Origin of the sequence: Primorskyibacter sp. S87 (assembly GCF_049801055.1) — a bacterium.
Taxonomy (GTDB): Bacteria; Pseudomonadota; Alphaproteobacteria; order Rhodobacterales; family Rhodobacteraceae; genus JBNAGF01.
Window position 1 is genome coordinate 317,063 of sequence record NZ_JBNAGF010000001.1, and the last position, 18,599, is coordinate 335,661.

Annotated in this window: 17 protein-coding genes; 13 read left to right on the top strand and 4 right to left on the bottom strand. The window is 59.5% G+C overall.

The genetic code is table 11. The features are described from left to right. Nucleotides 1–32: 32 nt before the first annotated feature. Nucleotides 33–1,304, top strand: a complete 1,272-nt coding sequence (locus ACP15U_RS01630) for an NAD(P)/FAD-dependent oxidoreductase (protein WP_425043374.1) — start codon at nucleotides 33–35, stop codon at nucleotides 1,302–1,304. 35 nt (nucleotides 1,305–1,339) lie between these two features. Here the strand turns inward: ACP15U_RS01630 and ACP15U_RS01635 are convergent, their stop codons facing one another. Together ACP15U_RS01635 and ACP15U_RS01640 are read right to left on the bottom strand one after the other, a co-directional pair. Continuing rightward, on the bottom strand, nucleotides 1,340–2,293 hold the full coding sequence (locus ACP15U_RS01635) for a dihydrodipicolinate synthase family protein (RefSeq protein WP_425043375.1): 954 nt from the start codon (nucleotides 2,291–2,293) through the stop codon (nucleotides 1,340–1,342). Between the two features lie 13 nt (nucleotides 2,294–2,306). Then, nucleotides 2,307–4,415 (bottom strand): xanthine dehydrogenase family protein molybdopterin-binding subunit, encoded by a 2,109-nt coding sequence (locus ACP15U_RS01640; protein ID WP_425043376.1) that lies wholly within the window; start codon nucleotides 4,413–4,415, stop codon nucleotides 2,307–2,309. Between the two features lie 157 nt (nucleotides 4,416–4,572). On the opposite strand from ACP15U_RS01640, the gene ACP15U_RS01645 reads away from it, so the two are divergent. From ACP15U_RS01645 to ACP15U_RS01665, 5 genes are all read left to right on the top strand, one after another. Further along, nucleotides 4,573–5,367 carry an aspartate dehydrogenase gene (locus tag ACP15U_RS01645; RefSeq protein ID WP_425043377.1) on the top strand — a complete coding sequence of 265 codons (795 nt, stop codon included), beginning with the start codon at nucleotides 4,573–4,575 and terminating at the stop codon, nucleotides 5,365–5,367. Between the two features lie 12 nt (nucleotides 5,368–5,379). Then, nucleotides 5,380–6,324 carry a LysR substrate-binding domain-containing protein gene (locus tag ACP15U_RS01650; RefSeq protein WP_425043378.1) on the top strand — a complete coding sequence of 315 codons (945 nt, stop codon included), beginning with the start codon at nucleotides 5,380–5,382 and terminating at the stop codon, nucleotides 6,322–6,324. A 208-nt stretch (nucleotides 6,325–6,532) separates the two neighbouring features. Further along, nucleotides 6,533–7,597 carry a Hint domain-containing protein gene (locus ACP15U_RS01655; RefSeq protein WP_425043379.1) on the top strand — a complete coding sequence of 355 codons (1,065 nt, stop codon included), beginning with the start codon at nucleotides 6,533–6,535 and terminating at the stop codon, nucleotides 7,595–7,597. 187 nt (nucleotides 7,598–7,784) lie between these two features. Continuing rightward, nucleotides 7,785–8,405, top strand: a complete 621-nt coding sequence (gene rpsD, locus ACP15U_RS01660; protein WP_425043380.1) for a 30S ribosomal protein S4 — start codon at nucleotides 7,785–7,787, stop codon at nucleotides 8,403–8,405. A 171-nt stretch (nucleotides 8,406–8,576) separates the two neighbouring features. Continuing rightward, on the top strand, nucleotides 8,577–8,903 hold the full coding sequence (locus tag ACP15U_RS01665) for a hypothetical protein (protein ID WP_425043381.1): 327 nt from the start codon (nucleotides 8,577–8,579) through the stop codon (nucleotides 8,901–8,903). 16 nt (nucleotides 8,904–8,919) lie between these two features. Here ACP15U_RS01665 and ACP15U_RS01670 read toward each other — a convergent pair whose 3' ends face one another. Further along, nucleotides 8,920–9,378 carry an Lrp/AsnC family transcriptional regulator gene (locus ACP15U_RS01670; RefSeq protein ID WP_425043382.1) on the bottom strand — a complete coding sequence of 153 codons (459 nt, stop codon included), beginning with the start codon at nucleotides 9,376–9,378 and terminating at the stop codon, nucleotides 8,920–8,922. Between the two features lie 100 nt (nucleotides 9,379–9,478). On the opposite strand from ACP15U_RS01670, the gene ACP15U_RS01675 reads away from it, so the two are divergent. From ACP15U_RS01675 to ACP15U_RS01690, 4 genes are all read left to right on the top strand, one after another. Continuing rightward, nucleotides 9,479–10,897: an aminotransferase class V-fold PLP-dependent enzyme gene (locus tag ACP15U_RS01675; protein WP_425043383.1), complete on the top strand. Its 1,419-nt coding sequence runs from the start codon at nucleotides 9,479–9,481 to the stop codon at nucleotides 10,895–10,897. A 93-nt stretch (nucleotides 10,898–10,990) separates the two neighbouring features. Next, the gene (gene hisC / locus ACP15U_RS01680) at nucleotides 10,991–12,076 is read left to right on the top strand and encodes a histidinol-phosphate transaminase (RefSeq protein WP_425043384.1); all 1,086 of its coding nucleotides are present in this window, start codon (nucleotides 10,991–10,993) and stop codon (nucleotides 12,074–12,076) included. Beyond that, nucleotides 12,073–12,993: a prephenate/arogenate dehydrogenase family protein gene (locus ACP15U_RS01685; protein ID WP_425043385.1), complete on the top strand. Its 921-nt coding sequence runs from the start codon at nucleotides 12,073–12,075 to the stop codon at nucleotides 12,991–12,993. The genes hisC and ACP15U_RS01685 overlap by 4 nt, the downstream gene beginning before the upstream one ends. After that, on the top strand, nucleotides 12,990–13,859 hold the full coding sequence (locus ACP15U_RS01690) for an extensin family protein (protein ID WP_425043386.1): 870 nt from the start codon (nucleotides 12,990–12,992) through the stop codon (nucleotides 13,857–13,859). Before ACP15U_RS01685 ends, ACP15U_RS01690 begins: the two co-directional genes overlap by 4 nt. A 46-nt stretch (nucleotides 13,860–13,905) precedes the next feature. Here ACP15U_RS01690 and ACP15U_RS01695 read toward each other — a convergent pair whose 3' ends face one another. Continuing rightward, nucleotides 13,906–14,907 (bottom strand): DUF2125 domain-containing protein, encoded by a 1,002-nt coding sequence (locus tag ACP15U_RS01695; protein ID WP_425043387.1) that lies wholly within the window; start codon nucleotides 14,905–14,907, stop codon nucleotides 13,906–13,908. Nucleotides 14,908–14,973: 66 nt separating this feature from the next. Between ACP15U_RS01695 and ACP15U_RS01700 the strand changes: the two genes are divergently transcribed. The 3 genes from ACP15U_RS01700 to ACP15U_RS01710 all read left to right on the top strand — a co-directional run bounded on the left by ACP15U_RS01700 (nucleotide 14,974) and on the right by ACP15U_RS01710 (nucleotide 18,584). Beyond that, complete coding sequence (locus ACP15U_RS01700) at nucleotides 14,974–15,504, top strand: gamma-glutamylcyclotransferase (protein WP_425043388.1); 531 nt, start codon at nucleotides 14,974–14,976, stop codon at nucleotides 15,502–15,504. A 68-nt stretch (nucleotides 15,505–15,572) separates the two neighbouring features. Next, nucleotides 15,573–16,748 (top strand): biopolymer transporter ExbB, encoded by a 1,176-nt coding sequence (locus ACP15U_RS01705; protein WP_425043389.1) that lies wholly within the window; start codon nucleotides 15,573–15,575, stop codon nucleotides 16,746–16,748. Between the two features lie 3 nt (nucleotides 16,749–16,751). Then, nucleotides 16,752–18,584, top strand: a complete 1,833-nt coding sequence (locus ACP15U_RS01710; protein WP_425043390.1) for a peptidoglycan -binding protein — start codon at nucleotides 16,752–16,754, stop codon at nucleotides 18,582–18,584. The last annotated feature ends 15 nt before the right edge of the window (nucleotides 18,585–18,599 follow it).

Below are 18,599 nucleotides of genomic sequence, written 5' to 3' on the forward strand. Positions count from 1 at the left end.
TGTTGTCCCCGTTCTTCGCAAAGGAGACCAAGGTGCCGGAGACTGAAGCTGTTTCGCTTTGGGATATGTCATCGGCCGAGCCTGATTCTCAGGTTGGGCTGAGCGGCGACACGACCTGTGACCTTGTTATCGTCGGCGCAGGCTATACCGGCTTGTCGACTGCGCTGCACGCATCTGAGCTCGGTCTTGAGTGCCACGTTCTCGAAGCCGAACGGATCGGTCATGGCGGATCGGGTCGAAATGTCGGATTGGTCAATGCGGGCTTGTGGCTTCCGCCGCAGGAGGTTCTGGATCATCTGGGCACGGAAACCGGTAGCCGGCTGATCGAACTTCTTGGGGCAATGCCCGAAGAAGTCTTTCGATTGATCGACAGGCACGAGATCCGTTGCGAGGCCGTTCAGAATGGCACCATCCATGTCGCTCATTCACCCGCTGGATACGATGGTCTCGCCCGGCGGGCCGAGCAATGGCAGGTTCTGGGGGCTCCGGTTGATTTGCTGGGGGCGGACGAAACCGCAAAACTCACCGGCACGGCGCGGTTCCACGGTGGCCTGCTGGATCGCCGAGCGGGGACCATTGACCCGATGGGCTATGCACGGGGATTGGCGCGGGCAGCATTGGCGGCCGGCGCCACAATCTCGACCGGGGTACGTGCCACCGGACTGACACGGCTGGGAGATCTGTGGGAGGTCGCAACATCCAGCGGAACCGTGACGGCAAAGCACGTGGTACTAGCGACCAATGCCTATACCGATGATCTGTGGCCGGGGCTGCGACAAAGCTATACCCCGATCGAGTATTTCCAGCTTTCTACCGAACCGCTCGGGCAGCGGGCGGCGCATGTCCTGCCTGAACGGCAGGGGATCTGGGATACGGCGCCCGTGATGTTTTCGATGCGCCGGGATCTATCGGGGCGCATAGTGGTTGGCTCGATGGGATCCGTTTTCGGCGGCACGGCCGGGTTGTCGCGCCGCTGGGCTGCGCGCATTCTCGGCAAGCTTTATCCGGAATTGGGGGACCTGAAATTCGAACACGCATGGCACGGCCGGATTGCCATGACACCGGATCATATCTTCAGAATCCATCGTCTGGCCAAAGGGGTTTATTCTCCCATCGGATACAACGGCCGCGGCATCGTTACCGGAACCCTGTTCGGCAAGGCGCTGGCAGACCTGATTGCTGGTGGTCGCGAACAAGATCTGCCGCTTCCGTTCTCGGCCCTGGAACACGTCGGGCAGCGGAGCCTGCGGGCCGGTCTGTTTAAGGCCGCCTTTGCGGCAACACAGCTGTACCGGAGCTTCTGATCTCTTTGGTTCCTGCGTCTGTATCTTTGACCGGTTCAGACCGTTAGGCCGCAATTGTCGAAAGCCGCGCGGGTGGCTTCCTTTTCGGCGTCCGTCAGTTCCAGCATCGGATGACGGACACAGCCGCCGATTTGACCCAACAGTTCCTGCCAGTACTTTCCGTGTGCCGTGGGTTTGCCGCCAGGCTTGGTGTTGCGGATTGCAGCGCGCACTGGCTCCAGACTGTCCCGAACCCGGCGGGCCTCGTCGAATTTCCCGGAAAAAGCCAGTTCGGTGTATTCGTGCATCCGTTTGTCGTTTCGAGTCTGCAGCATGTAGGGCGGCGAGGAGCATAGGTAGAGGGCCCATCCCAGTTCCTCGATATTGTCCAGCCAATCATCCTCGAGCGATGTAGAGACATGGATTTTGTCGCCGACCATTTTGGTCAGCCGAACATACATCTCGCGCGGGACCGAGTATTTGATCCCCATGATGTTTGGCAATTCGGCGATCCGGGCGCAGGTTTCGGGCTCCATCAGATAGCCGGAATCCGGGTGGCTCCACATGGCAATCCCGATGTTCAGCCTGTCGCAGATGTGCTTGTAATAGTTAAACAGAACATCGTCCCGATCATGGCAAAAGCTCAGCATGGGTGCGTGGACGACGACATAGTCGGCGCCACAATCCTGCGCGTGGCGCCCCAGATCCAGAACGGTATCCACGTTCTGGTCTGAAATCGACATGATGGTACCTGCCTTGCCGGCGCATTCTTCGGCGGCGATCGTCATGTTGCGCTTGCGTTCGTCAAGGGACATCGACCAGAATTCGCCCTGTTTTCCGGCGATGAACAGCCCGGCAATCTCCAGATCGTCGATCCAGTGGCGGATGTTGTGACGCAGGCCAGTTTCGTCAAAGGATCCGTCCGGGTTGAACGGATTCAGCGCAGCTGCCCAGATGCCCCGCATCGTGTCCCGGGCATATTCCTTGGCCTGATGTTTCTCGTATTTCATCGGTTTCGTGTCCTCATTCGACCTGCCCGGCATCCTGCATGGTGTGCCAGAGCATCTGACTTGTCAGCGGCATTTGCAAATCGGTGACACCGAGCGGGCTCAGCGCATCGATTGCCGCGTTCAGAATGGCGGCCGGCGCCCCGATCGTCCCGGCTTCGCCAACGCCCTTGGCCCCCAGCGTATTCATCGGGCTTGGGGTTTCGAACTTGTAAATGTCGACTGGTGGCATATCGGCTGCGCGTGGCATCGCGTAATCCATGAACGAACCGGTCAAAAGCTGTCCGTCACCATCGTAAACCACACGCTCCGTTAGCGCTTCACCCAAGCCTTGGGCAATCCCGCCGAGGATCTGACCCTCGACCAGCATTGGGTTTAACAGGCGCCCGGTGTCATCCACGCACGTCATGCGTTCCAGGTTAGGCGCGCCGGTTTCACGGTCAATTGACATCAATGCCAGATAGGCACCGTACCCCCAAGCCTGTCCTGTGTTTGCGTAGCGGTTTTGTGCAGTGATCGGAAACGGTGCACCCGCCTCTCTTCGTGCAGCGATTTCACGACAGGCTTCCAGCACAGCACTGCCTCCGATCGCGGTGGAGCGGCTGGCAAGGGCACCTATCCCTTCCGGCGTGACCGCTGTGTCCGCCAGTCGCACCTCGACTGCGTCCAGTTCGATGTCCAGTGTATCGGCAGCGATTTGAGCATAGGCAGTTTCGCGCCCGTGACCTTGCGAAGAGCTTCCGCTGGAGACCGTGACACGGCCATTCCCGTTCAGCGTCACTGTTGCACTCTCCCAGCCGCTCCCGGAGGGTTCCACGTAGAAACCGAGCCCTATGCCGACCAGTTCGCCAGCTGTGCGGCGCCGGTCTCGGTCTGCAAGCAGATCGGCATAACCGGCCTTGTCACACAAAATATCGAGTGCACAGGCATAATCACCGGAATCGAGGATGTTTCCTGTTCCGGTCTCGTGAGGCAGATCGGTGGTGGTCAGCAGATTTCGGCGGCGTATCTCGACCGGGTCGAGAGCCCGCGCGCGCGCTGCCTTGTCCACCAGCCTTTCCATCAGGCAGTTCGCCTCTGGCCGCCCGGCGCCGCGGTATATCCCGGTAGGAGCTAGGTTGAACTGCTGCGCGACTGTTGAAATGTCCAGTGCCGCGACACGGTAGCCGCAGGGCAGAACCCGAGCGGCATTCCACGCGGTGATCAGACCACTGTTTGGCAGCCACGCGCCCAGCGGAGCCGTGATCTCGGCGCTCAGGGCAAGAAACCGGCCATTCGCGTCAATGGCCAACCGGCCCCGGCTGCAGACACCGCGCCCATGGGTGGCGGAAAGAAACTCTTCCGAGCGGGTGGCAGTCCATTTGATGCTGCGCTTGTGTTGGAACGCAGCCCAGACGGCAAACACTTCTTCGGGGTAAAGCGATGCCTTCATCCCGAACGCGCCGCCTACATCCTGTGCGATAACGCGGATCCGGTCGGCGTCGACGCCAAGGATTTCGGCCAGTTCAGACCGTGACCGATGGGGTGTCTGGGTCGAATGCCAGACCGTGACCCGGTCGCTGATCGCATCATAGGCTACGGCAATGCTTCGGGGTTCCATTGGAGATGGGGCAAGGCGGGGATGAGTTATTTCGCACTCGACCACAGTTGTGGCTTGTTCGAATGCGGTTTGGAAATCTCCTGAATGCCAAGTTTGTTCGGCAATCACCGTAGCTTCGAATTCGGTTTCCTCAATGTCAGGATATACCAGTTCAGCGGCGTCCTGAGCCGCAGCAGGCGATGTTGCCAGAACGGCGGCTATCGGTTGCCCAATTGCCAGAACCTTGTCTTCTGCGAGGATAGGGAAATCGGGAAGGCGGCGAATTGGCAGAACTGGATTGACCGACAGAGACCCGAGGCCAGCTACGTCGGCGCATGAATGGACTGCGATTACGCCCGAAGTGGCTACTGCGTCCTCAATGTCCATGCCGTTAATGCGACCAGACGGGATTTGTGATCGCACAAATGAGACATGAAGTTGGTCCGTCAGTGAGACATCATCGGCAAAACGACCGTGCCCCGACAAGAGGGCGGGATCTTCGCGCCTGCGCGGGGACGTCCCAATCTTTGCCTTGGCCTGCGCCATGTTTCCCCTGAGTTTCCCCGGACATTTCTGGATTTCAATTGAACAGGACCAAATCCGGGTGTCGAAGCCAAATTCAAAGAAGAAATTCTGGTATAACGTGAATTGATATCAGGGGCTGTGGAGTTAAAGTATTCTCGAGCCGAAACAAGGGATCGATATGAAGCTTGGACTAATTGGTAACGGTGCGATCGCCCGCTATGTGATGGGCGCGCTGGAAGACACCGGGCATGAAATCGGCTCGTTGCTGCTGCGTCCAGAACGCGTTGCAGAATTGGCGGCAGAGGGTTCATCCATCCCGTCTATGGTCAGTTCCGTTTCCGCCATTCCAAGCGATCTGGATCTGATTGTGGAATGCGCCGGGCATCAGGCATTGCGCCAATACGGGGCGGAGATACTGCGCAGAGGGTTGAATCTGGTAACCGTTTCGATCGGAGCATTGGCCGATCGGGATCTGGAAGACGAGCTGACCCGAGCCGCCCAGGACGGCGGTGCCCGGTTGTTGCTGGCCAGCGGTGCAATCGGTGCACTGGACGCTCTGCGGTCGGCCAAGGTCGGTGACCTCGCGCGTGTACGTTATGTAGGGCGAAAACCTCCGCACGGTTGGTTGGGGTCTCCTGCCGAGAGCCATTTGGATCTGAACAATATCGGGCCCGAAGCTCAGACCCACTATGCCGGTTCGGCGCGCCGGGCTGCACTGGAATATCCAAAGAACGCGAACGTGTCCGCGGCGGTTGCGCTGGCGGGGTTGGGGTTCGACCAAACCGAGGTCGAGTTGATCGCCGACCCCAGCATATCAGAGAATATTCACGAGATTCACGCCGAAGGAGAATTCGGCGCGTTTTCTTTCCGAATTTCTGGCCGGGCTTTGTCTGACAACCCGCGCAGTTCGGCTCTGGCAGCAATGAGCGTTGTCAGCAGGGTCGCGCAGGAAGCTCAACCCATCCGTTTCTAGGAGGTCGAAGCCGTGGCTGCCCGCCTTGCCCGTATTGTCGATCGCGCCTTGTCGCGGCTGAAGTTCAAGCAGCTGAGGCTGCTGGTTGCCGTTGGCGAACATGGGAACATCCAGAATGCCGCGCGGCAACTGAATGTGTCGCAGCCTGCGGCGACTAAGATGATCAAGGATCTCGAAGTGGATTTCGAGGTCCAGCTCTTTCATCGTACCAATCGCGGTGTGGTTCCCACCCCTTTCGGGGAGGCGCTGATCCGTCACGGCAAACTGATTTTCGCACAGATTTCAAACGCGGCACAAGAACTGGACGATCTGAACGAAGGCAGCAGCGGGAGGGTTATTGTCGGCACATTGTTGGCCGCCTCGTCTCATTTGCTGCCAAGCGCCATAGAAAAGGTTCTCAAAGACCGCCCGAAAGTTGCGATCAAGGTGGTAGAAGGAACGAACGAAGTGCTCATGCCGGCCTTGCGCACAGGGGAAATCGACCTTGTCGTGGGGCGCTTGCCGACGCACAGACACCGCAGTGAGCTGTCACAGATAAAACTGTTCGACGAAAGCATCGTTGCAATCACTGGCCCGAAACACCCGTTGGCAGGGCGGCAGGGGCTTGGCTTTGAGGCGCTTCGCCCGTTCGGATGGATCCTGCCCCCGATCGAAACCAGCCTGCGCCGCCAGCTTGACCAGTATTTTTTGAAGATGGGGCAATACGCGCCGCCGGTTGCCCTTGAATCTGTTTCCTATCTGACCAACCGCACCTTGCTGCAATCGCAAGACCTGATTGGACTGATGCCCGCCCAGGTTGCGGCGCAGGACATTGCAAGTGAAGCGCTTGTGCAAATCGGATGGACTGTGCCTTTTGGCGCCGGTCCGGTCGGGGTGTCTCACCGCCTTCATGGTCAGCTTTCACCGGCAGGAGAAGCACTTTTGGATGCTCTTCACGAAGCGGCAAGTGAAATGTGAGCTGGCCGCAACCTTTCCTCACGGCACTGTTTTTGCACAACTTTTCCGATAGCTCTCGGGAAATCACTGTCTTTTTTCTGACGCCGAATAGTAACAGTGAGGCATCAAGAACACGCTCTAACCGTGTGAAAATACAAAATACTTCCCAGAGTCCAGCGTGCTTGTTAACGTCTCGGTAATAAAAACATAAAGGCAGGCATACAGGCATATGAAAACGGGCTTTCGCGGCACGTTCGTCATTTCCTGGTCGCAGACAGAAGTTGATGGTCTCGAGGCCGCACCCATGGACGCACTCGGAGTAGGTGCGACATGGTCATGGCGCGGTGAGATGGTTAGGGTCGATGGCCCGAACGATCTGTTGCGGCTGGAAAATGCGGAGGGAGAGGCAGAATTGCGCCGGCGCGCAGCGCGCACGGTGCGGCGGCTGGTCGGTGCAGTTGTCCAGAACAAAACGGATCTCAACCGCGTCGAGGTTGATGAGCCATTGATGGACAGCAGTTTCGTCGTGACCAATGGGTCGCAGAGTTTCACGGTGACGGTTATCGAAGTCGGGCCGGGCCAGGCGCCGCTGCTCATGTTCGTCGACGACCTTCCGCCACGCGACAGCGATCTCTGGGTTGTGCATCATACTTTGGCCGGCACAGCACCGGAACCGCAGATGCACACCCCGGCCGGGGTGATCTGTTTCACGCCGGGCACCCGCATCCAGACTCCGGTCGGGCCCAAACCGGTCGAGGCGCTCCGTGAAGGGGACAAGGTGCAGACCCGGGACAACGGCGCCCAGGAGGTTCTCTGGATTGGTCAGCGTCGGATGACCGGTGCGCGGCTGTTCGTGATGCCGAAACTACGTCCGGTCCGAATTCGCGCCGGTGCGCTGGGTATCGACCGTCCGGAGCGTGAGCTTCTGGTCTCGCCGGAACACCGAATGCTGGTGCGCGGAGCAATAGCCCGGTCCCTTTTCAATACCGACGAAGTTCTGGTTCCGGCGGGCCATCTGACCAATGGCAGCACGATCGCAGTCGATCTGGCTGTTCGGGAAGTGACATACATTCACCTGCTGCTTCCGGGGCATGAAGTCATTTGGGCCAATGGCGTCGAAACCGAGAGCTTCCATCCAGCCAGTGCGGCGCTGTCGGCGCTGACCGACGGAGACCGGCGCAGGCTGTTGACCTACATGCCGAACATTGCCGAAGACCCTGCCAGCTATGGCGGATTTGCCCGACGCAACCTGACCGCGGCCGAGGCGGCAATCCTCATGCACGAGGCGGCATAACCTCGGGCTGGCAAAGGTCGGACAAAAATCACCGGGAACCTGTTGACTCTGGGAGCCGCGCCGATATAAGCGCGGCTTCATTGGTGTTGGTGGCCCCCGCAAGGGGATTCCTGTCATGCCGAAAGGCAAGAGGACAACGCCCTTCATAGCTGCCCGTTCGGGCAACGACAAACGAAGGAGATCAGCCGTGACCAAACGCACGTCTGCCAAGCACAAAATTGACCGCCGGATGGGCGAAAACATCTGGGGTCGTCCGAAATCCCCGGTCAACCGCCGCGAGTACGGCCCCGGCCAGCACGGCCAGCGCCGCAAGGGCAAGCTTTCCGACTTTGGCATCCAGCTGCGTGCCAAGCAGAAGCTCAAGGGCTACTATGGCGACCTGACCGAAAAGCAGTTCCGCCGCATTTATGCGGACGCCGAGCGTGTGAAGGGTGACACCGGTGAAAACCTCATCGGCCTGCTGGAGCGCCGCCTCGACGCGGTTGTCTACCGCGCAAAATTCGTCCCGACCGTGTTCGCGGCCCGTCAGTTTGTGAACCACGGCCATGTGCTGGTGAACGGCAAGCGCGTCAACATTCCTTCCTACCGTGTGAAAGAAGGCGACGTTATCGAGGTCCGTGACAAGTCCAAGCAGTTGGCCATCGTTCTCGAAGCAGCTTCGCTGGCCGAACGCGACGTTCCGGATTACGTCGATGTCGACCATTCGAAAATGACCGCCACCTTCGTTCGCGCACCGGGTCTGGGCGATGTGCCCTATCCGGTTGTCATGGAACCGAACCTGGTGGTCGAATTCTACGCCAAGAACTGATTTTTTCAGAACAAAAGTTTTAAAAAAGGCTGCGCAGCCCGCGCGGCCTTTTTTTTGCCATTAACGGATGCTTAACCGGTTTCGATTCAATGTGAATCCAGTGACCTAAATCCGAAATGCAATGGCATGAACTCAAAATCCGCGAATAAAACTCCGCCATATCTCTCACCCATGGCAAACGTATACCGCATTGAATGGGACGGTCCGCCGTCCCCTGACCATGAAGCACATCTGCGCAGGGCGATCGCCGCTACTTCGGCAGCAATCGGCGACCCGGCCTTCCCGCGCGGCAGCTCCTATATCCGCGTTCCGCTTGTCCTTGGTGACGAGGACGGGCCTGGCATAGACTGCCACTGGGATAATCACCGCAACACATTGGTTTGCCTTATGGATATCGAAGACGGCCCGCTCCCCGAGGAGCTGGAAGGGTTCTTCGAAGGGCAGGGCGAAGCCATCGATCTCTTTGAGCCTCTGCCGCGGATCCCGCGCAAGCATTGACAGTGTCAGCCCGTTGTCAAAGCGGCAGCGGGCGCCCTTCGGCGATGGCTTCCATCGCGAAATACGAGGTCACGCTGTCCAATTCGACCTTTTCGATCAGGCGCTGATAGACCTTGTCATACGAGGTCATGTCCTCGGTCACCACTTTCAGCAGATAGTCGTAATCCCCGCCAATCCGATGAAAATCCACAACTTCGGGGATCGTCAGGACATGGCTGCGAAAAGCCTGAAGCCAGTCTGCAGAATGGTGCCGAGTGCGCAGCATCACGAAAACCACCAGATCCAGACCCAGGGCCTGCCGGTCGATCCGCGCGGTGCTGCCTTGCAGCAGCCCGCTTTCCGACAACGTCTTGAGGCGGCGCCAGCAGGCGTTTTGTGACAACCCGACACGATCCGCGAGTTCGCGTTGGGACAGTCCGGCGTCCTTTTGCAGCTCGCTTAGGATGCGACGATCAATATTATCAAGTTTCTGCACAAATTAGATCATATGACACAGTATAAGTGTTTTCAAATGTGAAATTTGTGAAGTTTTCTCGGTCATGGGCAATCATTCTTATAGGCAAAGGAGATTCCCAATGCCCCTGTCCCAGTTCCGCAAGACGATCGAGACCGCCAAGGAAGAAGGCGCGCTAGGTAGCAGCGTGATCGGTGAAGGCATGCCGGTGCCGGGGCTGCATGGGGATGTTCCGCTTGTTTATGCCGACTATGTCGCTTCGGGTCGGGCCATGCAGCAGGTCGAGAGCTTTGTGGCATCTCAGGTTCTACCTTACTACGCGAACAGCCATACCGAAGCGTCTTTTTGCGGCTCATACATAACTCGCTTGCGCCGCGATGCGCGGGCTGAAATCTCCCGGCTCACAGGCGCCACGGAAAACGATGCGGTGATCTTCACCGGATCGGGCGCGACTGCCGGGCTCAACCGGCTGGTCCGTCTTTTGGGAGTGGATGAGGCTGACCGGCCGGTTGTCTTTATCGGACCATATGAACACCATTCCAACATCCTGCCCTGGCGTGAAAGCAAAGCCGAAATCATCGAGATCCCGGAAGCGCCAGTAGGCGGGCCGGACCTCCAAGCTCTGGAGGCTGCGCTGCGGGCGCATGTGAACTCCGATCTCCTGATCGGGAGTTTCTCTGCTGCGTCCAATGTGACTGGCATCATCACCGATCCCGACCCGGTAACCCGTCTTCTCAAGGCGCATGGGGCTCTGGCAGTCTGGGACTATGCAGGTGGCGGGCCCTATCTTCCCATGGACATGGGGGAGAACGGCGCCGTTCAAAAGGATGCCATCGTGGTCTCGCCGCACAAGTTCGCTGGCGGCCCCGGTGCGTCAGGTGTACTCGTCGTCAACAAGTTCGCCGTGACCCAAACCGCCCCCAGCTGGCCCGGCGGCGGCACCGTTTCCTTCGTTTCGCCGTGGCGCCATGACTACAGCGATGATCTGGCGGCGCGGGAAGAAGCGGGCACGCCTAACGTCATCGGAGACATTCGGGCGGCGCTGGCCTTTATCGTGAAAGACGTCGTGGGGCAGGCGGAAATCGAGGCCCGGGAAGCACGCTATAATGCAATGGCACTCGAGAGCTGGTCGAAGAACCCGCACCTGACCCTTTTGGGGGCGGACAAGGAACATCGCCTGCCGATTTTCTCTTTTCTGGTTCAGGACAAGGCCGGCCAGCCTGTGCACCAGCAGCTTTTCACACGCATGCTGAGCGATATCTACGGGATTCAGGCTCGAGGCGGGTGTGCATGCGCCGGCCCGTATGCCCACCGGTTGCTGGGGATCGATCGCGCCGCGTCGGAAGAGCTGCACCGCGCGCTCGAGGCCGGGCAGGAAATGCGCAAACCCGGCTGGGTTCGGCTCAACTTTTCCTACCTGATGGACGAAGAAACCGTTCGCTTTGTCATCGACAGCGTCAACGATCTCGCACGCCGCAGCGAAGAGTACGTTTCGTACTATTCGGCCGATCCTGCAACGGCGAGGTTCAAGGCCGCCTGAACGCCTGTCCGCCGAATGAACCCCTGAGTGATCTTGCCGCTTTCCCTTGAAGGGAGTCGCCGCTAGAAGGGTGCCCGACAAGGAGCCCCGCACATGAACCAGATCACGCCGCAACCGGGTATCATGGATATCGCCCTCTATCAGGGCGGTGCGGCGCATGTGAAAGGCGTCGAAAACGTCATCAAGCTGAGCTCAAACGAAAACCCGTTTGGGCCGAGCCCCAAGGCCATCGAGGCCGTGCGTGACAGTGCGGCGACCCTGCATCGATATCCGTCAACCGATCACGGTCAATTGCGGGCGGCAATTGGTGAGGTGCATGGGCTGGACCCGGAACGCATCATTTGCGGAGTAGGCAGCGACGAGATCATCGCATTCCTGTGCCAAGCCTATGCCGGACCGGGCGACGAGGTTCTTTATACCGAACATGGGTTTGCGATGTATCGCATCAGCGCGATGGCAGCAGGAGCAACGCCGGTTCAGGTGAAGGAGCGTGAACGGGTCACTGATGTAGACGCGTTGCTGGCAGGCTGCACCGAGCGGACAAGGCTTGTCTTTATCGCAAACCCCAATAATCCCACGGGAACAATGATCTCCAGCTCAGAAGTGGCTCGTCTTGCCGACGGGTTGCCGCCCACGGCGCTGTTGGTTCTCGACGGTGCCTATGCCGAGTATGTCGAGGGGTTCGACGGAGGTGTCGAGATCATCAATTCCCGAAGCAATGTCGTGATGACCCGAACGTTTTCAAAGCTTTACGGTCTTGGCGGACTTCGTGTGGGGTGGGGGTATGGTCCTCATGAAGTGATCAATGTTCTCAATCGCATCCGCGGGCCGTTCAACCTGTCTTCGACGGCGCTTGTCGCTGCCGAGGCTGCGATCTGCGACGCAGAATATGTCGAGAAATGCCGGGCTGAGAATGCCCGTCTTCGGGTCTGGCTGGCCGAGGCTCTGGCCGAACTGGGTGTGCCCTCCGATACATCCTGCACCAATTTCATTCTTGCCCGATTTGCCTCCCAAGATGAGGCGGAGGCGTGCGATACCTTCCTGCAGTCTCGTGGGCTGATCGTGCGCCGCGTGGCGGGCTACAACCTGCCAAATGCCCTACGAATAACGATTGGCGACGAAGACTCGTGCAAGCGGGTTGCTGATGCCGTTCGCGCCTTCAAGGAGAGCGTTGCATGAGCCAGATTTATGACCGCGTCGCGCTGATCGGCCTTGGCCTGATTGCGTCCTCAATGTTCTGGGCCATCAAGCGCGCTGGTTTGGCAGGGGAAGTCACCGGGTATGCCCGATCACTGGAAACACGCGATACCGCTCGAAAGATCGGTCTGTGCGACCGGGTCTGTGATACCGCAGCCGAGGCCGCCAAGGGCGCGGACCTCGTTGTTCTGTGTGTACCCGTCGGGGTTATGTCTGATGTCATGGTCGAGATTGCCCCTGTGCTGAAACCCGGTGCAACGGTTTCGGATGTCGGGTCGGTTAAACGTCATGTGATTGAGGCGGTGCAACCGCATATTCCGCACGGAGTGCATTTCGTGCCAGCTCACCCGCTTGCAGGAACCGAGCATTCCGGCCCGGAAAGCGGTTTTGCCGAATTGTTCGACAACCGCTGGACCATACTGGTGCCGATCGAAGGTACCCCATCTGAACCAGTTGCCCGGCTGCGTGCGCTCTGGGAGGGGATGGGAGCCAATGTCGAAGAGATGGAGGCCGATCATCATGATCTGGTGCTGGCTGTCACTTCGCATGCTCCGCACCTGATTGCCTACACGATGGTCGGTGTGGCAGATGACCTGCGGCGTGTGACCGATAGCGAAGTCATCAAGTATTCTGCAGCCGGGTTCCGGGATTTCACCCGCATCGCAGCCAGCGACCCCACGATGTGGCGGGACGTGTTCCTGACCAACAAGGATGCCACGCTGGAAATCCTTGGTCGGTTCACAGAAGAACTGTTTGCCCTGCAAAGGGCAATCCGCACCGGCGACGGTGATCATCTGTTTGACTATTTCACACGAACCAGAGCGATCCGACGGGGGATCATCGAGGCCGGACAGGATACCGATGCTCCCAATTTCGGACGTGGAAAGGGTGCGCAATGAAAAAACTGTCGGCGATGCTGGGCCTGTCGATGCTGCTTCTTCCAATGGGGCTATCGGCGGCTCAGGCTCCGGACAGTTCGCTGCGCCCGATGCAACGCCCGCAGGTCAGGGCTGCTACAGAGAAAGATCTCGCAGCACTGCAAGCCGCCGCCAAAGATGTGATCGTAGGCTCGGTGACGACCGCCCGGTTGCGCCCGCAGGCGCGACCTGTCTCAGAGCAGATCGTGCAGACAGCAGCGCGCCCCTCCGGTCTGCCCTTCTTTGGTCCGGATGTGTCGTTGCGCCCTTGGGCGCGCCCGCCTGAACTTGAACAGCAAGTCCTGTTCAAAAAGCGCAAGCGCCGCAAAGGGTCCGTCTGCGGAAACATAGACATACAAGGCGAAAATATAGGCCGCGTTCCCGGGAAAATCCGCGGCTGCGGCGTCTCTGATGCTGTCCGAGTGACCGAAGTGTCCGGTGTCAAACTCAGTCAAGGCGCTGTGATGACCTGCGATACCGCGCGTGCACTGAATACATGGGTATCAAAGGGCTTGAAACCTGCCTTCCGCAAACGCGGACCGGTGGTGGAAATGAAGGTTGCGGCACATTACGCCTGCCGAACCCGCAACAACCAGCGCGGAGCTCGGATTTCTGAGCACGGCAAAGGCAGGGCCATCGACATCTCGTCGTTTAAGATGATGGATGGAGAGGTGGTCACCGTACTGAAAGGGTGGGGGCAGGGGACTACAAAGGCCCCGCTGCGCCAGTCGTGGAAAACAGCCTGCGGCCCGTTCGGAACAGTTCTCGGTCCGCAGGCAGACAGGTATCACCGCGACCATTTTCATCTAGATACCGCAAGCCATCGCAGCGGTCCGTATTGTCGGTGACATCCAAGGCACCGTTCCGGCAGGCCTTGTGATTTTGCCTTTGCTGCTAGCGGATTACCAGCCGCGGAGCAGGGCCTAGCGGGATCGGCCCGAATGCCACAAATCCATCCCGGAAGTTCAGCTGTACATCGAGCGAGTTGGGGTTCCCTCCCAACCCGGCCAGCATGTTGAGAACACGACTAACCGGGGCCGTGGCCTGAGGCGGCAGTGCGCCCGCATTTTCGGCCATGGTCAGCATCTCCCGCCAGTTCTCGGCTTTGAAGGCAAGTTCGCCGGTCGGGATGCCCTGCTCGTCGACATCAAGCTCGCCTGCCACGAACAGACTGAGAGCCCCCCACTTCATCTCAGCTAGATCCAGATCGATGCGGCGCGGTTGCGGGCGGCTTTCTTCCAGTGCGGAGCGATCCCAGGATCGGTCAAACGTAACGGTCGTGCGTAGCTGAAGTGTTTCGAAACTGGGTGGCAGGGATGCCGAGGAACCGGACAAGCGACGCAGCCCGTCGCCGGGTGTGAACCCGGCCGCCGACAGATCTATCCGGTAGGTTTCCGGTGTGCCCACTTGTTCCATCGCAAGCGTCAGATCCTCAGCTCCCAGAAGATCGCCATCACCGGTCTGAATGGTCCAGGCGCCTGAGCTGACAGCCATCTTGTCCAGTGCAAGGGCAAGGCCAGGATGCAGGAACAGCACCGCCTGCAGGTTTTCGGCTGCAATCACCGCAGTTTGGTCAAAGTAGGATAGTCGCTGCGATGTATCTGGGAACCGGAGCGTCTGTCGCCCCGGCCAGATGGCCGGGCTTTCGAGCATGAGCCAGTCTGCCTGCCACGCCGTGCCGTTTCTGGGATCTGCCAGGGCCGGGCTGGTCAGCGCCGTCACGTGGCGAAAAGGATACCCGGATGTCGAGATCTCGGAGAATTCGGCCTGCCAGCCGCGAGTTTCCTGCTGCGCGAACCAACCCGTGACGCTTGTGCGCAACCCGTATCCGGCCGCGTACCAGTACAGCGACCAGAGCAGCCCAGCTGCGATCAGGACCTTCACCAGAAGACGCATGTTGCTGCCCCTTTCTCTGCTTCTCGAATTGGTGTTTATAGGCCGAAACAGGCAAGGACCAGTGCGATGACGATGTGGGTATTCGGATATGGCTCGCTGCTGTGGAATCCGGGGTTTCCGGTCGCCCGGCAGGAAGTGGCGCGGCTGCATGGTTATGCGCGAAGTTTCTGCATGACGTCGATTCATCATCGCGGCACCGAGGAAAGCCCGGGGCTTGTTCTGGCGCTCGACGAGGTGGACGGTGCCTCTTGCAAGGGATTGGCGCTTGCCGTCGCCGAGGGTCACGAAGACCAGACATTGGCTGAATTGCGAGAACGTGAACTGATCTCGTCGGCCTATCTGGAGCGTGAACTGGACGTGGAATTGAACACCGGTGATCGTGTCCGGGCGGTGACTTATGTCATCGATCCGCACCATGTGCAGTATTGCGGCGGGCTGCCGCTCGAGGAACAGGCCCGTATCATTGCCCGTGCAGTTGGCGGGCGCGGACCGAACACCGAATACCTGTTCAACACCGCCGAACATCTGGCCGAAATCGGTCTGAACGATCCGGATCTTGAATGGCTGACCCAACGGGTCCGGGGCCTGTTGGCATAAATCCTTGGCCTTGCCTGCCTTTGTTGGCTAGGCTCTCGACAGAGCAGAGAATGTCAGGAACCCCGCGCATGGCGCAGACCACAAGAGACGCGCGACCGCAGTTTTCCCAACCGGTCCGGCAGATTTTCATGATGGTGATTGCCCTCGGGCTGTCGGGGTTCGGTGCCTTTGTCGCGCTTCCTCGGGTCTTGCCGGTTTTCGAGGCAAACCCTTATCTGAATGGGTTTATCCTGTTTGTTTTCGTGATCGGTGTGCTGGCCTGTTTCTGGCAGGTGGTCCAGTTGATCGGGTCGGTACGATGGATCGAAGCGTTTGCCGCCGGCAACGAACGCGAGAACATTCGCACTCCGCAATTGCTGGCTCCGTTGGCGTCGTTGCTGCGCTCGAGAGGGGCTCGCATGCAGCTGAGTTCCACATCGACCCGCTCGATCCTCGATTCCGTGGCAACAAGGATCGACGAGGAACGGGAGATCACCCGCTACATCGTGGCGCTGCTAATTTTCCTTGGCCTGCTCGGAACCTTTTACGGGTTGGCGACCACGGTTCCTGGCGTTGTCGAAACCATCCGGAGCCTCGCGCCCAAAGAGGGCGAAGAGGGTATCGCGATCTTCAACCGTCTGATGTCTGGTCTTGAAACGCAGCTCGAGGGGATGGGCGTGGCTTTTGCGTCGTCCCTGCTGGGTCTGGCCGGTTCGTTGATCGTCGGATTGCTTGAGCTGTTCGCGGGGCATGGCCAGAACCGTTTTTACCGCGAGCTCGAAGAATGGCTGTCCTCGATAACCCGGGTCGGATTGTCCGGAGAGGATGGCGGCGGTGAAACCGGCGTGATGTCCAGCGTGCTCGATGGAATGGCCGAACAGATGGATGCCTTGCAGGCCATGTTTGCCGGCTCCAACGACAGTCGGGCGGAAGTGGATCAGAAACTCGGTCAGCTTGTTGATGCAATTGGCGAAATGAATGCCCGGGCGGACCGGGCAGAAAGTACGGCAGCTGCGCTGGATCGCATCGCGCTGGGGCAGGAAGCCCTTGTCGAACTGCTGCGCGCGCAAGGCCCGGGCGAAGGCATGGACGCCGAAAGCCGGATGCGCCTGCGCTCGATCGACGTCCAGATGTTGCGTATCCTCGAAGAAATCTCGGCCGGCCGTCAGGAGAGCCTTGCGGAACTACGCAAGGATATCGAGATGCTGGTCAAGGCGATGACCACGCCAAAGCCGCCGCGTTCGCCCGGCGGCGGAGGAGCGTAACCTATGGCCCTGTCGCGCCGCACCGGGCAACGGTTTCAGGGTTCGATCTGGCCGGGTTTCGTGGACGCGATGACTGGCCTTCTTCTGGTGCTGATGTTCGTTCTGACCATCTTCATGGTGGTGCAGTTCGTTTTGCGGGAAACGATTTCGGGGCAGGAAAGCGAGCTTGACGCGCTGTCGGCAGAAGTGTCCGCTCTTGCTTCGGCTCTCGGGCTTGAAGAGAGAAAGTCGAACCAGCTTGAGGCGCGGCTAGGGGCCTTGAACGCAACTCTGAATACCACTGAAGGTGATCTTGAACGCGTGCGGGCGGAATTGGCCAGCCAGACGCAGGCTTTGGATTCCGCAAACACACGCATTACTGATTTTGAGGCACAGGTGGCCGCCCTGATTGCTGATCGGGACAAGGCGCTTGTCGATATCGCGACGCTTGAGGAGGCGCGGGCAGGGCTTGAAGCCGAGCGCACTGAGCTTTTGTCCGCACAAGACGCGCTGCACCTTGCTCTTGCACAATCCCGGTCCGAAATTGATGCGCAAACCGAAGCGGCCCGGCTGGCGGCGGCGCAACGCGAAGCCTTGGAGGCTATGGTCTCCGATCTGCAAGCCCGGCAGACGGAAGCGGAGCAGGCCCGTGCCGAACTCGCCGAACGCCTCAGTGACGAAGAAGCCGCACGGCTCGCCGAAGCCGCCGCGGCAGAGGCGCTGCGCGCCCGGTTGCAGGATGCCGACGCGGAATTGACGGCTATGACACTCGCTCTGGAAGCGCAGCGGAAGGATGCCGAAGATACTCTGACCCTGTTGGCTGCTGCCGACGCGGCGCGGGCGGCGCTAGACGAAAAGCTGGGCGGCGTGCTTGCTGATCTCGAACAGGTGCGGGCAGAAGCGTCCACATCGCAATCCGAATTGGAAGCCGCGCAAGCGCAGGCCGCAGCAGATGCGCTGGACCGCGAAGAACTGCAACGTCGGTTGCTGGCGGCTCTTGGGTCGCAGGACGATGCCGAAACACGCATTGCAGAACAGGCAACGCTTGCGGAACAGCGTGCCGCGCTTTTGGCCCAAGCCAAGGCGGCGCTGGCAGATCAGGAAGAGATCTCGCTAGAAGCTCAGCGTGAAACTGCATTGCTGAACCAACAAGTCGCCGCCCTGCGCACGCAACTGGGCGGATTGCAGGCGCTGCTGGATGATTTCAAGGAACGCGACGCGGCTGCGCAGATTCAGCTTCAGAATTTGGGGCAGGACCTGAACGCCGCGTTGGCGCGTGCAGCGTCCGAAGAGCGCAAGCGCCGGATACTGGAGGAAGCCGAACGCAAGCGGCTGGAGGAAGAAGCGCTGGCACTGGAGGCTGAAGCGCGTGAACTTGAGGCCCAGGCCAAGGATCTTGAGCGTTACAGGTCGGAGTTCTTTGGGCGACTTCGTGACCTCCTTGGCAATCAGGAAGGTGTGCGGATCGAAGGGGATCGGTTCGTTTTTTCGTCCGAAGTCCTTTTCCCGCCAGCCGAGGCAGAGCTTTCCATCGAAGGTCAGATTGAGGTCGGTAAGGTTGCGAGTATTCTGCGCAATGTCGCCGAAGAAATCCCGCCCGAGATCAACTGGGTGATCCGGGTAGACGGCCATACCGACAATATTCCGCTTAGCGGGACCGGGCGATATCGCGACAATTGGGAACTGAGCCAGGGCCGGGCGCTGTCGGTGGTGCGCTACATGGTAAACGGGCTGGGCATCCCGCCGGAGCGGCTGGCAGCCAATGGGTTTGGAGAGTTTCAGCCGATCAATACCGACGATACACCAGAAGCACGCGCTCAGAACCGCAGGATCGAGTTGAAGCTGACTGAGAAGTAGGCGAGACGATCGGGG